Annotated in this window: 10 protein-coding genes, 1 pseudogene and 1 riboswitch; of the genes and pseudogenes, 8 read left to right on the top strand and 3 right to left on the bottom strand. The window is 31.3% G+C overall.

Annotation, left to right across the window (positions count from 1 at the left end; all coding sequences use genetic code 11):
- Positions 1–242: 242 nt before the first annotated feature.
- The 3 genes from RCJ96_RS14570 (at position 243) to RCJ96_RS14580 (ending at position 5,895) form a co-directional block, all read left to right on the top strand.
- Positions 243–2,030: an ATP-binding protein gene (locus tag RCJ96_RS14570; protein ID WP_416504522.1), complete on the top strand. Its 1,788-nt coding sequence runs from the start codon at positions 243–245 to the stop codon at positions 2,028–2,030.
- 222 nt (positions 2,031–2,252) lie between these two features.
- Positions 2,253–4,379 (top strand): peptidoglycan D,D-transpeptidase FtsI family protein, encoded by a 2,127-nt coding sequence (locus tag RCJ96_RS14575; protein WP_416504523.1) that lies wholly within the window; start codon positions 2,253–2,255, stop codon positions 4,377–4,379.
- Between the two features lie 337 nt (positions 4,380–4,716).
- Positions 4,717–5,895, top strand: a complete 1,179-nt coding sequence (locus tag RCJ96_RS14580; protein WP_416504524.1) for a macrolide family glycosyltransferase — start codon at positions 4,717–4,719, stop codon at positions 5,893–5,895.
- A 49-nt stretch (positions 5,896–5,944) separates the two neighbouring features.
- Here the strand turns inward: RCJ96_RS14580 and RCJ96_RS14585 are convergent, their stop codons facing one another.
- A complete protein-coding gene (locus tag RCJ96_RS14585; RefSeq protein WP_074610856.1) occupies positions 5,945–6,625 on the bottom strand; it encodes an aspartate/glutamate racemase family protein in 681 nt (226 codons plus the stop codon).
- A 153-nt stretch (positions 6,626–6,778) separates the two neighbouring features.
- A riboswitch (SAM riboswitch) is annotated at positions 6,779–6,894 on the top strand.
- Between the two features lie 139 nt (positions 6,895–7,033).
- Here RCJ96_RS14585 and RCJ96_RS14590 point away from each other — a divergent pair.
- The 4 genes from RCJ96_RS14590 to RCJ96_RS14605 all read left to right on the top strand — a co-directional run bounded on the left by RCJ96_RS14590 (position 7,034) and on the right by RCJ96_RS14605 (position 10,329).
- Positions 7,034–7,582, top strand: coding sequence for an ECF-type riboflavin transporter substrate-binding protein (locus tag RCJ96_RS14590; protein WP_416504525.1), 549 nt, complete (start codon positions 7,034–7,036; stop codon positions 7,580–7,582).
- Positions 7,583–7,592: 10 nt separating this feature from the next.
- Positions 7,593–9,293: an ABC transporter ATP-binding protein gene (locus RCJ96_RS14595; protein ID WP_416504526.1), complete on the top strand. Its 1,701-nt coding sequence runs from the start codon at positions 7,593–7,595 to the stop codon at positions 9,291–9,293.
- Positions 9,286–10,086, top strand: a complete 801-nt coding sequence (locus tag RCJ96_RS14600) for an energy-coupling factor transporter transmembrane component T family protein (protein ID WP_416504527.1) — start codon at positions 9,286–9,288, stop codon at positions 10,084–10,086. The genes RCJ96_RS14595 and RCJ96_RS14600 overlap by 8 nt, the downstream gene beginning before the upstream one ends.
- A gap of 135 nt (positions 10,087–10,221) precedes the next feature.
- Positions 10,222–10,329: a YjcZ family sporulation protein gene (locus tag RCJ96_RS14605; RefSeq protein ID WP_000120182.1), complete on the top strand. Its 108-nt coding sequence runs from the start codon at positions 10,222–10,224 to the stop codon at positions 10,327–10,329.
- 92 nt (positions 10,330–10,421) lie between these two features.
- Here RCJ96_RS14605 and RCJ96_RS14610 read toward each other — a convergent pair whose 3' ends face one another.
- Positions 10,422–11,690, bottom strand: coding sequence for a LytS/YhcK type 5TM receptor domain-containing protein (locus RCJ96_RS14610; RefSeq protein WP_270796557.1), 1,269 nt, complete (start codon positions 11,688–11,690; stop codon positions 10,422–10,424).
- A gap of 105 nt (positions 11,691–11,795) precedes the next feature.
- The gene (locus RCJ96_RS14615; protein ID WP_074610864.1) at positions 11,796–12,659 is read right to left on the bottom strand and encodes a serine/threonine protein kinase; all 864 of its coding nucleotides are present in this window, start codon (positions 12,657–12,659) and stop codon (positions 11,796–11,798) included.
- 127 nt (positions 12,660–12,786) lie between these two features.
- On the opposite strand from RCJ96_RS14615, the pseudogene RCJ96_RS14620 reads away from it, so the two are divergent.
- Positions 12,787–13,206 (top strand): annotated as a pseudogene (locus RCJ96_RS14620) (GrpB family protein); the annotation flags it as partial.
- Between the last annotated feature and the right edge of the window lie 305 nt (positions 13,207–13,511).

The following is a 13,511-nucleotide window of genomic DNA, read 5'->3' on the forward strand; positions in this document are numbered from 1 at the left end:
TAAGGAGAGTTTTTGCAACAAAGAAGATCATGATTGAATCGGATAATAGTCAATCGTAGATGAATAAAACTTACTAATTAGAGTTTTAAATTGGACGGATATTCTTTTCTGATTTTAATTGAAAAATAAAATTTATTCGAATAATTATTCTTCAGCTATATACCTATAGGCACATTCTTCGTATAATGGAGAAGTATGAATTTTAAATTTGTATGAATTTTACATATTGAGGTGAAAAAGGAATGAATGCGCGGCTAATGGAACTTATTGATGTGAGTACAATAGAAACCATGGCAGAACAATTTTATCAATTAACCAACATATCACATCAACTTCTTGATGCTGAAAAAGAATGTATATTTTCATTTGGAATAAATGAAAAGAAAATATGTAAACTTCCCAAAATTGAAATCCCCATTTTTTTATACAATCAATATTTAGGATCTTTTGTTGTATGGTCTCAGAAAAGCGAAATTTTCAATTGCCAAAAATACTTTGAAATGCTTTCAAATCTAATTATAGATGGAGTAATGAAATGCTTTCAAAGTAAAAATACAACGTTACTTACTCGAAAAGAGGAGGAACTACATACAATTTTACAAAACATGCCTGTTATGGTTGATGCGCTTGATTATAATGGAGACTTTGTTTTGTGGAATCGCGAATGTGAAATTGTAACAGGATATACTGCGGAAGAGGTAATTGGAAATCCAAATGCACTTCGATTACTGTATCCTGATCATAATTATCGTCATGAGATACAAAAGAAATTTTTGACTCGTGGAAAGAATTTTAGAGATTGGGAAATGCGCTTAACATGTAAAAATGGTGAAATTAAAACGATAATGTGGTCCAATATATCAGAACAGTTTCCTGTAAGTGGATTTAGCTATTGGGCTGTTGGTGTAGATATTACACATTTAAAAGCAATAGAAGAGAAATTAAAACAACAAACGTCTGAATTGGAATTAATTTTTCAAGCTTTACCAGATTTATGTTTCTTAACAGAAGATGATGGAACAATTATTGATTATAAAGCAGGATCCCCCACAAAATTTTACGTACCCGCAGAAGCTTTTATGGGAAAAAAGTTTTACGAAGTATTACCATCTACAGTAGCACAAAAATTTCAAGAAGCAATTTGTCAAGTGAAAGAAAAAGGAACAAATGCAATTATTGAATATCCACTTACAATTAATGGAAGTATCGATTTCTTTGAAGCTAGATGTTTACCTTTATTGCATGATAAAATTATGATTATTGTACGGGATATTACAGAGCGAAAAAAGACAGAAGAATTGCTAAATAAATCAGATACACTTGCAGCAATCGGTCAATTAGCAGCTGGTGTAGCTCACGAAGTTAGGAATCCATTAACAGTCATTAAAGGGTTTATACAGTTATTCCAAATTAATAAAGAAGATCAAGAAAAATATTTTGATCTAATGCTTTCTGAAATTGAAAGAATAGAAGCGATTCTTCAAGAGTTTTTGTCGATTGCTAAAACAGACGAAATAAGTACCGAAAAGAAAAATATTTATCAAATATTTAAAAATGTCGTCTCATTAATGAATACAAAAGCAATTATGACAAATATTCAAGTTGAATTATATACAGATTCCAAAGATATAATCATTGAATGCTCAGAAAATCAACTGAAACAAGTATTTATTAACATTTTGCAAAATTCGATTGAAGCTATGCCAGATGGCGGAAGAATTTCAATTCACATAAAAGAAATAGGTAAAGATGGTATCATTATTAGTATAATTGATAAAGGAATAGGAATACCCGAAGAAAGAATTAAAAGATTAGGTGAACCGTTCTATAGTACGAAAGAAAAAGGTACCGGTATTGGATTGATGTTAAGTTATAAAATTATTGAAAGTCATCAAGGGAATATAAGTATTATGAGTGAGGTTGGTGTCGGGACAACAGTAACGATTTACTTGCCAAAAATTCAGAGTAAAAAGCCTTTATCAAATTATGATGATAGATTAGAATCAATACGTTCAATTATTAACTCTTAAATTATTAAATACCCAATAACGAAAAGTTAAACTTTTTGTTATTGGGTATTTTTGTATTTAATTTAGAAAACTTTACCTTTTCTTTAGATTTGCTTTAATTTCTATTAAGTTTTTATCAATATATTAGTATTTGTGCAAGGTAATGTATAGGAAACGTGCATTACTTTTAATATATAGATTCAATTATTAATAGAAATACAGTAAGGAGGAGATTATGACAAGGTGAAAAAACAAGAGAAAAAAAGTGGTAGAGCAGTAACAATGCGTTTAAACATTCTATTTTTTTGTGTATTTATATTATTTTCTGCCATGATCATACAATTAGGTAAAGTACAAATTATCGATGGTGAGACGTATAAAAATGAAGTAGAGAAAAGAGAAAATGCAACCGTAAGCCTTTCTGTCCCGCGTGGAAAAATATTTGATCGAGAAGGGAATCCAGTAGTTGATAATAAATCTTTACGTACAATTACATATACAAAGATGAAAGGTGTAAAATCAGAAGAAATATTAAAAACAGCAAGACAACTTGCAGACATAATTGAAATACCACAAGAGGATATAGATAAACTAACTGAGACGGATAAGAAAGATTTTTGGATGCAATTAAATCCGACACTAACCGAAAAATTAGTATCTAAAAAAGAAATAAATAAGTTCAGAGATAAAGATATTACCGGGAAAAATTTAGATAAAAAAATTGAAGAGTTAAAAAGAAAACGAGTTACGGATAAAAATCTTCAGGATTTAACTGATAAAGATATAAAAGTGTTAGCTATTAAAAGTAAGATGACTTCTGGTTATCAAATGGCTCCTCAAATTATTAAAAAAGACGTTAGTGAAAAGGAATTTACTATAATTAGTGAAAGTTTGGCGAATCTCCCAGGTGTAGACGTGTCGGTTGATTGGGAGAGAGTGTATGTGAATGATGGATTATTCCGATCCGTTCTTGGAAATGTTTCTAATTCCGATGAAGGATTACCAAGTGAACGATTAGATTATTACTTGGTACGTGATTATAGCCGAAATGATAGGGTTGGAAAAAGTTATATCGAGCAGCAATATGAAGATGTACTTCATGGTACAAAAAAAGAAGTAAGAAGCGTTGCAGACAAACAAGGTACTACAATTAGAACGGAAACAATTTCTGAGGGAAAGAGCGGTAAGAACTTAACTTTAACAATAGATATGGAATTACAGAAAAAGGTAGAAGAAAGTATAGAAAAAATATTAAAAGCATATAAAGGATCAGAATCCATGTTGGACCGTGCTTTCGTTGTAATGATGAATCCGAAAAACGGACAAGTATTATCAATGGCTGGCAAAAGACTTATAGAAAAAGACGGGAAAACAGAAATTGAAGACTATGCATTAGGTACAATGACTAGTTCATATGAGCTGGGATCAACAGTTAAAGGTGCCACAGTTTTAACTGGATTTGAAACGAAAGCTATAACACCAGGTACTTATTTTTATGATGCACCTATGAAGTTTAAAGGTACTAGGGAGAAGAAGTCTTGGAAAGAGTTTGGAAATATTGATGATTTAAGAGCGTTACAAGTCTCTTCAAACGTTTATATGTTCCATACAGCATTAAAAATTGCAGGTGTGGATTATGTGAGAAATAGTTCATTAAATATTAAACAGGAATACTTTGATAAAATGAGGTACTATTTTAGACAATTCGGATTAGGTGTTCCAACGGGTATCGATTTACCGAATGAAACAGCTGGACAAATTGGTAAAAAAGATAATCAACCTGGTTTCTTATTAGATTACTCAATTGGCCAGTACGACACGTATACACCACTTCAGCTCGTACAGTATATTTCAACAATTGCAAACGGCGGATATCGAATGAAGCCACAAATTGTTCAAGAGGTAAGAGAGCAAACTTCGCAAAAAGATGAGATTGGTAAAGTTGTGCATGCAGTAGAACCAATTGTTTTAAATAAAGTTGATATGAAAGAGGAATATATAAAGCAAGTAAAAGAAGGATTTAGAAAGGTATTCCAAGAGGGAGATGGAACAGGAGTAAGGGCGTTCCAAAAAGCATCTTATAAACCAGCAGGTAAAACAGGAACAGCACAGACAGTTTACGGTGGAGAAAGTGATATTGGAAGAAATGAAAAGGGCGAGAGAAGAGAATGTTATAACTTAACGTTAGCAGGGTATGCGCCATATGATAATCCAGAAGTAGCATTCTCTGTAGTTGTGCCGTGGGTTATGAATGATAAATCTGGTATTAACTCTGATATTGGAAAAGAAGTTTTAGATGCTTATTTTGAATTGAAAAATAAGAGATTGAATGGAGAAACTTTACAAATAGATAGCTCTCAAGAAAGTTAAAACATATGAAATAATATAGAAACTAGAGTCGTTTAATTTAGGGATAGATTCAAAATGGGTGATAGAAAGGTAAAATCATTCTATCAATTGTTCACGTTTTATAAAAAAAATCATATATTGATAGCATAGGACAAGCTGAAAAGCTTATTCTAACCTCACAGAACACTCCTTATCACGGTTAGGCATCTACTTATGTAGATGCCTTTTTTAATTAAATAACTGACAATTATTTATCAATCTAAAGTAGCAAGTATATTAGGACTATTAGGGGAAGATTGACCGTAATCATTACAGTATGATTATCAAGAGCGTTGAAATGTAAGGGAGTGAGAAAGAAGTGAGAAATATTTTAATGGTTAATTTTCCAGCAGAGGGACATGTAAACCCGACATTAAGTTTAGTCAAAGCCTTTACTGAACGGGGGGATCACGTACACTATATTACAACAGAACACTTTAAAGGCAGAATTGAAGATTTGGGAGCTACTGTATATACTCATCCAGATTTATTAAAGGATATTTCTATTGATACTGAAACTTCATATGGATTGAACTCTTTCTTTCATGTACATGTTCAAACTTCTTTATATATATTAGAAATTACGAAACAATTATGTGAAAGCATTAATTTTGATTTCGTAATTTATGATATATTTGGTGCTGGAGAGTTAGTAAAGGAGTATTTACAAATTCCAGGCATAGTTTCTTCTCCTATATTTTTAATTCCTACTGAATTTTTGGAGATTTTACCTTTTCATCCTAATGCAGAAATACCATTCCAACCTGATGAAATTTCTGAACAGTTACTATATCGAATGGAACATGAATTTGGAGTAAAGCCTAAAAACAATCTTCAATTTATGCATAACAAGGGAGATATTACTCTTGTGTACACAAGTCGCTATTTTCAACCTAATAGCGATTTGTTTGGAGAAAATAATATTTTTATTGGACCAAGTATTTCAAAGCGTAAAACAAATGTAGAGTTTCCACTTGAATTGCTTAAAGATAAGAAAGTTATTTATATTTCAATGGGAACACTGCTTGAAGGAATCGAACCATTCTTTAATGCATGTATTGATGCTTTCTCAGATTTTAATGGATTAGTTGTAATGGCAATTGGCGATAGAAATGACCGTTCTAAAATTAAGGAAGCGCCAAACAATTTTATAATTGCTCCATACGTACCTCAATCAGAAGTATTAAGTGAAGCAGATGTTTTTATTACACATGGAGGTATGAACAGTGTACACGATGCTATTCATTTTAATGTCCCATTTGTCATCATTCCACACGATAAAGACCAGCCAATGATAGCACAAAGATTAACTGAGCTTGAAGCGGCGCATCGGTTATTGAAAGAGAATGTTAATGTGCAAACGTTAAAAGAAGCGGTAACCGATGTTCTTTCAAATGAAAAGTATAAGCATGGAATACGAAAACTGAAAGATAGTTTTTTAGATTGTGGTGGTTCAAATGAAGCAATCACAGTGATTACATCTCTTTTAAATAAATAGTGTGAGTAATATAAAAGCATAGAGGCGGCACCTTTATGCTTTTATATTATTATCCCGCAAACTGCACAGCAGTATTTGCATGTAAAAAAGCAGTATCAAAAACAGGAACAGTAAGGTCGTTTTGGGAAATGAGCAACGGTATTTCGGTGCAACCTAGTAGTATACCTTCTGCGCCATTTTGAATTAATGATTTTGTAATTTGTAATAGCTTTTCTTTTGATGTTTCTGAAATAATCCCTTTACTTAATTCATTTAAAATTACATGATGAATAAAATTTCTGTCCTCTTCATTTGGGATGATTGTCTCAATGTTATAGTTTGCTAGACGTGATTTATAGAAGTCTTGTTCCATCGTTTGTTTCGTACCCAATAGTCCGATACGCTTAATATTCTGTTCTACCATTTCTTTAGCACTTACATCACCAATATGAAGAAGCGGGATGGATATTGCACTTTCTACTTCTTCAGCAAATAAATGGACAGTATTAGAACACATTAATAAACAGTCAGCTCCAGATTTTTCAACTTTTTTTGCAACTGTGACTAATTCGTTTTTCACTTCTTCATATTGATGATTTTGTAATAAAGTAGTTACTTCACCAAAGTCCATGCTATATAAAACAAGCTTTGCATTTTGGTCATATTGAGAGAGTGTAAGTGTATTAATATGTTTATAATATAATGATGTAGATTCCCAACTTAGTCCGCCAATTAAACCGATTACTTTCATCGTACATTCCTCCCGTAACTATTTTAAATTCATTATTTCATAATTCCGATAAGAATACAATGATTTAAATGTACTGTTGAACAAAAAATAAAAATAATTAGAAAAGTGTTGAAATTTATACTTCTTAATGCCATAATACGAATTACAAATTAATACTTATCCAGAGAGGTGGAGGGAACGGCCCTATGAAACCTCAGCAACCCCTATGTCAATGTATAGGAAGGTGCTAATTCCGCAGAGAACACGTTGTGTTTTTTGGAAGATAAGAGGATTCTTGAACGTGAAAGAAAATGGCCTCTTATGTAAGAGGTCATTTTTTGTTGTATAGAAAGGGAGTGTCGATGCATAATTCATTTTCAAAATAAATATAGAGTAATAAAAGTTGACTATTAAGAGAGGGGAATTGTAATGAACAAATTATCAACAAAATTAGTAGTAGCAATCGGAATTGGATCCGCATTATACGGGATATTAGGACTTTGGGGATTTACTATTGCACCAAATACATTTATTAAACCTGCATTAGCTATTTTAACCGTTTTTGGAGCGTTATTTGGTCCAGTGGCAGGACTGTTAATAGGACTTATCGGTCATACCTTAACAGACACAATCGCTGGTTGGGGTATTTGGTGGGGATGGGTTATTAGTTCAGGCATTATTGGCTTTGCAATGGGGTTCATTCAAAAAAGAGTTGGCTTTAGTGTGAAAAACGGGACATATAATAAGGGGGATATTTCTTATTTAGCCATTACTGGCTTAATTGGAATTGTCATTGCTATTATATTTGCTGGGGCATTCGATATTATTGTGATGGGAGAACCGTTTGACAAAATTGTTATACAAATGTTAGGTGCAACAATTGCTGACGTTATTGTATTTTTAGTTCTTGGATTGCCAATTACAATAGGCCTAGCTAAATCGAATAAGAAACATACACATTTAAAAATTGAAAAGTAGGGATATTAAAATGCAACCAATTATTTCTTTTGAACAATTCAACTTTCAATATAAGCATGCAGCGCAGCCTACTGTTAAAGACATTACATTTCATATATATCCTGGAGAAAAAGTGCTAATTGCTGGACGAAGTGGTTCAGGGAAATCAACGTTAGCTCATTGTATGAATGGGCTAATCCCATTTTCTTATGAAGGGACTAGTACTGGTAATATTTTAATTGCTGGAAAAGATCCGAGGAAAAAGAGTGTTTTTGAACTGAGTAAACATGTAGGCACAATTTTGCAAGATCAAGATGCACAATTTATTGGTCTTACAGTAGAAGAAGATGTAGCCTTTTATTTAGAAAATGAATGTGTAAATCAGGATGAGATGAAAAAGATTGTCTCGGAGTCATTAAAAAAGGTAGGGATGCATACTTTTCATAAACAAAGTCCGCATGAACTATCTGGAGGGCAAAAACAAACTGTTTCTTTAGCGGGTTTGTTAACAACAAATGCTCCTATATTATTGTTCGATGAACCGTTAGCAAATTTAGATCCAGCTAGCAGCTTACATACAATTGAACTTATTAAAAATATACATAAGCAATATAATAAAACAATTGTAATTATTGAACATCGAATAGAAGAAATGTTAAATCTGGATTTAGATAAGATCATTTTAATAGAGGAAGGGGAAATTGTTGCGATAGGGACACCAGATGAGATTTTAGCGTCAAATATATTACCCTCAATCGGATTAAGAGAACCTATGTACATAGAAGGATTAAAAAGATTACATTTTGATAGTAATAATGACGTAATATATCCACTTGAAAATCTTCATAAGGAAAGTATTAGTGGTGTAATAAAAGAGTGGATGGAGAAAAAAGCTTTTTGTAAAGATACTCCTACAAAAAAAGAATTATTGAAAGTAGAGAATTTATTATTTTCATATCCTAATAAACAAAAAGTATTAGAGAATGTAAATTTATCCATATATGAAGGAGAAATTGTAGCACTTTTGGGCCATAACGGAGCTGGAAAATCAACATTAGCTCATAGTCTTATAGGAATAAACAAAACAAAAAATGGCAGGATTTTAATTGATGGAGTAAATATCAATTCTTGGTCTATACGTAAACGCGGTGAGATTATATCTTATGTCATGCAAAATCCAAATCATATGATTACACAACCTACTGTTATAGAAGAGGTTTCATTCACATTAAAATTAAAAAAGGTTTCAAAGGAAGAAATTAAGTTTAGAGCGGAGGAAGCGTTAAAAATTTGTGGTTTGTATCCATTTCGAAATTGGCCAATTCAGGCGTTAAGTTATGGGCAAAAAAAGAGATTAACGATTGCATCTGTACTAACAACAAATCCAAAACTTATTATTTTAGATGAGCCCACAGCCGGACAAGATCATTATCATTATAAACAATTTATGACGTTTATTAGAAAACTAGCTGCAAAGGGAATGTCTTTTATTTTCATCACACACGATATGAATCTCGCATTGGAATATGCGGACAGGGCGATAGTTTTACACGAAGGGAGAATTATTGCGAATAATACCGCGTCTACTGTATTAGGGCATCCAGAAACATTAAAAAGAGCGAACTTAAAGGAGAGTTCTTTATTTAAACTCGTTAAATTTAGTGGTATTGCAGATCCTGAAAGATTTATGAAACTTTATTTTGATGATATTAGGAGGGAGGAAGGTGTATAATACATATTTTCATCGCATGGACGAGGCAGTGAAATTGTTGTTATTTATTTTTTGTATGACACTTATTTTTTTATTTTTTGATTTTCGCGTATTGTTATTTTTATTTTTCATTGGATGTATCGGACTTGTAGTTGCTAAAATTCCATTTCGTAAAATTTTTATTGTTTTTAGTGTTATATTTACATTTAGTTTATTAAATTCTGTCATGATTTTATTTATTACACCAACCCATGGATCGGAATTAACGAGATCGTATACTTCATTTGTGTATATTGGATATGCAACAATTACATACGAAACCTTATTTTATGCAGCTACACTTTCGTTAAAGTATTTTACGTTATTACCATTTACACTTATTTTTATTTATACGACTAATCCAAGCAAATTTGTGAGTAGCTTAAGTAAATTTCGAATTCATTATAAAATTACTTATGCGATAAATATCGCATTACGTTATATACCTGATATACAGTCCGAATATAAAGTTATTAAACATGCTCAAGAGGCGAGAGGAGTAGCTTTTGAAAAAGGAGAAGCAAGTTTATGGATTCGCATGCAAAACCGTGTCTTAATTTTCTGGCCTTTAATTATTCATTCTTTAGAGAGAATCGATACAGTTTCAAACGCAATGGATTTAAGAGGATTTGGAAAGAAGGATACACGTACGTGGTTCTATACAAATAAAGCGAAAAGCGGAGATTTCATTGCTTTATTTGTAGGTGTTTTTATTTTAATTGCTGCAGTATATTTAAAGTTACATGTATTTCAAAATTTTTGGTATCCATTTTAAAGCACTCTAAAATGAGTGCTTTTACTTATTTTTATATAGACATGCTCAAAAAAGGGATATTTACATAATGTATAATACGAACCAGTTAAAATGATCAACTACCTATTAGTTTTCAAACCAAAAGGAGGAGAAAATATGAGTTACGGTGGTTCTTGTGGTTTTGGTGGAGGTTTCGCTTTATTAGTTGTGTTATTTATTTTATTAATTATCGTTGGATGCAGCTGCTGGGGCGGAGGGTACTAATTTTTAATTAGTCTCCACAAATGTAAACTAAAAAAACATAGAAGATACTTCTGTATCGAAACAAATAAAAAAGGAGCGATTATGCTCCTTTTTTATTTGTTGTTAGATGAGTTTTTATTACATTTCGGGAATGTAATTGTCAAAGTAGTTCCTTTATTAATAACGCTTCGGATTTTTAAACTACCTTGCATCGTTTCAATGATTTTCACAGCAACCATTGTACCTAAACCTGTACCTTTCGTTTTTGTACTAAAATACGGTTCGCCAAATCGATTTATTTGCTCTTGTGACATACCAATTCCGCTATCTTCAATTCGTATGATAACCTTATTATTACTAATAGAAGAGGAGATATTTAAAGTACCGCCATTAGGCATTGCTTCAATACCATTTTTTAATAAGTTTAAAAAACATTGCTGAAAGTGCTGTTTATTACCAACTATTGTTGCCGTAGAGAAATCTTTTGTAATATGTATTGTATTCATATTACATAAAGGTAAGATCATATTAATAACTCGATTTAATTCTTGTTCTACTGAAATCTCATCTAATTTTTCTGAAGCAGGTTTGGCAAACGTTAAATAATCATCAATAATTCCTTGGGCGTGATGTAATTCTTCCAGTATATGCTTAATATACTCGTCTCTTGATTCTGGAGTTAAATTTGGTGTTTTTAAAAGTTGTGTAAATCCTTTTACAACAGTTAAGGGATTTCTTACTTCGTGCGATATACTAGCAGCGAGTTGGCTAACAATCTCCATTTTTTCCATTTTAATTAACTTCGATCGCATGCATACTGCATCTTTTAAAACTTCATTAAAATAAACTACAAACAACATTAAAACGGTTGGTAATATTATGAAATAAATGATGTACAAATTATTCACTTCAAAATCTGATAAAGTTAATACAATTACAGTTGTAAATATTGCTAAGAAAAATGTTAAAAACATTGCATAAGCTACTTTAATTTTTCTATTATACGTATTAAATTTTGCGGATGCGAATGCTGTAATGATAAACATTGTTCCATACACTACTATTGTTAACATACTAAATCCATAAAATGAAAATCTTGTAATTAATAAAATAGCAAACAATGTTATACCGACAGGGAAGCCACCATAAAGCGTACCTACTATAACCGGTATTTGTCTTAAATCATGAATACAATTTTCATCCATATAGATAGGATAGCGCATACATAAAATAAGAGGGATACTCGTACAAAGTATAATAAGTAGTTTTTTATATTTCTTCAAATTGCGCCCGCTATCATATATAAAATAAAAAATAAATATGCTACTTAAAATGTATAGAAGGTTATTTAACACGTGTTGATTGATATACACAAAGTTCATAATATTTGCCTCGTTATTTTTAATTTCCTTTCATATATATTATCATGATAATAGTATAAACTATATATTTGTTTGAATAATATAGGTTTATATCTTTTTAGTATTTTACACGTTTACCCACTCTTCATAAAATTCTTTAACTGATGCATATCGTTCGGTTCGGTTTTCATTTACTGCGCGATACGCTATTTCATATAAATCCCTACTTGCTTCCCATTTTGTAAAGGAGCGATCTTTTCCACCACCTAAAATTGCGAAAGCCATTGCCCCCATATTAAATACATTTGTTCTCGAATCAATTATAGCGTTTAGCTCAAATTCTTCAGGAGACATAAAACGTGAGGAACCCCATAATCGTCCCATTTTATTCACAAATGGTTTTTTAGAATATAAATCAATATCACAAACCTTTGTCTTATTTGTATGGAAATCATATAAAATACTACCATCATAAAAATCTATCGCTACATAGTTTTTCTTTTCGACATATGTATGGAAAGAAAAAATGGAATTTAAAGATTGAATCCGTTTTATAACAGGTAAATGCTTAAATTTATAAAATGGAGAGTTTGGATTTTTATATTTGTCAGGAGGCGGGAAACTCCAATGCGAATGAAGACATTCACCATCAAACCAATCAAAAATTAATACATATCCAGATTGAACTGGAAAATGATCGATTAGTTTTATAAGTGAGTCATGCATTAATTCCTCGTATAGGGAAACTGAACTTTTTAACCGTTCAATAGCGTCTTTCATTGTTCCTTCATATGCAATTGTTCGTGCCCCTGCATATTTAATAAATTTCTTATGTCCGTCTCTTTCTACACCGAAAGATAGATTTCCTGAATCTTGTTGGTCAAAAACCGCAAATACGTTTCCTAATTTCAATAGCCAATCAAAATTATGATGTTCTTTTAACTGGAATGTAACTTGATTCAACTGAATTTCAACTGGAATATCTTTCATATTATACCTCGCATTTATTATAATTAAGTTATATCTTTCAGTATTCGACACATTTTGTAAAAATCCTATGTGAATCACATGAAATTTTGTAAATATAGTAATAAATAATTATAAGAAGGTGGATAAAATGGAACAACAAATCGTTATTAAACCATATGAAAAAGAGTGGCACGAAGAGTATTTAATAGAAAAAGAGAAATTTATTTCTTTATTCGGGGAAGATTGTATTGCTATTGAACATATAGGGAGCACATCTGTACAAGGGCTAGGAGCGAAACCTTTAATTGATATGATGATTGGCGTAACAGATTTGCAAATTATCGAAAAGTGGATTGATGATCTATTAAAAATTGGATATGAGTATGTTCCAAAAGAAACATCTAATTGGCGTTTTTTTAGAAAGGGAAAATGGAGAGCGGGTACCCATCATTTGCACGTTTATATTTATAATAGTGACGAATGGAAAAACAATCTTTTATTTCGAGACTTTCTAATAAAGCATGAATGGGCACGTAAAGAATATAGAGAACTAAAAGAGAGACTTGCAATTTGTATTTAAAACGTACGCGTTGGTAACGAAACGTATTCCTTTTTTAGCGAAATATAATCATTTAGCTTAATTATTCATAAATAACTATAAGTAGGGGTGTTTAAAAGTTCTCCTTTGGAAATCCAGAGGAGAACTTTTTATTATGCATAAGATAAGGGCAATATGTATTAAAAGAGTGACAAAATAATACTGAGTTAGCATTAAAAGTCCTTATGGAATTTGTAATTTATAATAAAGCAACCATCCTGTAATGGAATATTCATAAATTTCACGCACCGTAATATAAATAAATAAAAAAATAG

It is taken from the genome of Bacillus sp. BSL6, assembly GCF_052928345.1.

What these genes read in the sequence shown, in the direction of transcription:
- RCJ96_RS14570 (WP_416504522.1), top strand. Translation starts at nt 243, where the DNA reads ATGAATGCGCGGCTAATGGAACTTATTGATGTGAGTACAATAGAAACC.
- RCJ96_RS14585 (WP_074610856.1), bottom strand. Translation starts at nt 6,625, where the DNA reads ATGAAAGTAATCGGTTTAATTGGCGGACTAAGTTGGGAATCTACATCA.
- RCJ96_RS14590 (WP_416504525.1), top strand. Translation starts at nt 7,034, where the DNA reads ATGAACAAATTATCAACAAAATTAGTAGTAGCAATCGGAATTGGATCC.
- RCJ96_RS14595 (WP_416504526.1), top strand. Translation starts at nt 7,593, where the DNA reads ATGCAACCAATTATTTCTTTTGAACAATTCAACTTTCAATATAAGCAT.
- RCJ96_RS14605 (WP_000120182.1), top strand. Translation starts at nt 10,222, where the DNA reads ATGAGTTACGGTGGTTCTTGTGGTTTTGGTGGAGGTTTCGCTTTATTA.
- RCJ96_RS14610 (WP_270796557.1), bottom strand. Translation starts at nt 11,690, where the DNA reads ATGAACTTTGTGTATATCAATCAACACGTGTTAAATAACCTTCTATAC.
- RCJ96_RS14615 (WP_074610864.1), bottom strand. Translation starts at nt 12,659, where the DNA reads ATGAAAGATATTCCAGTTGAAATTCAGTTGAATCAAGTTACATTCCAG.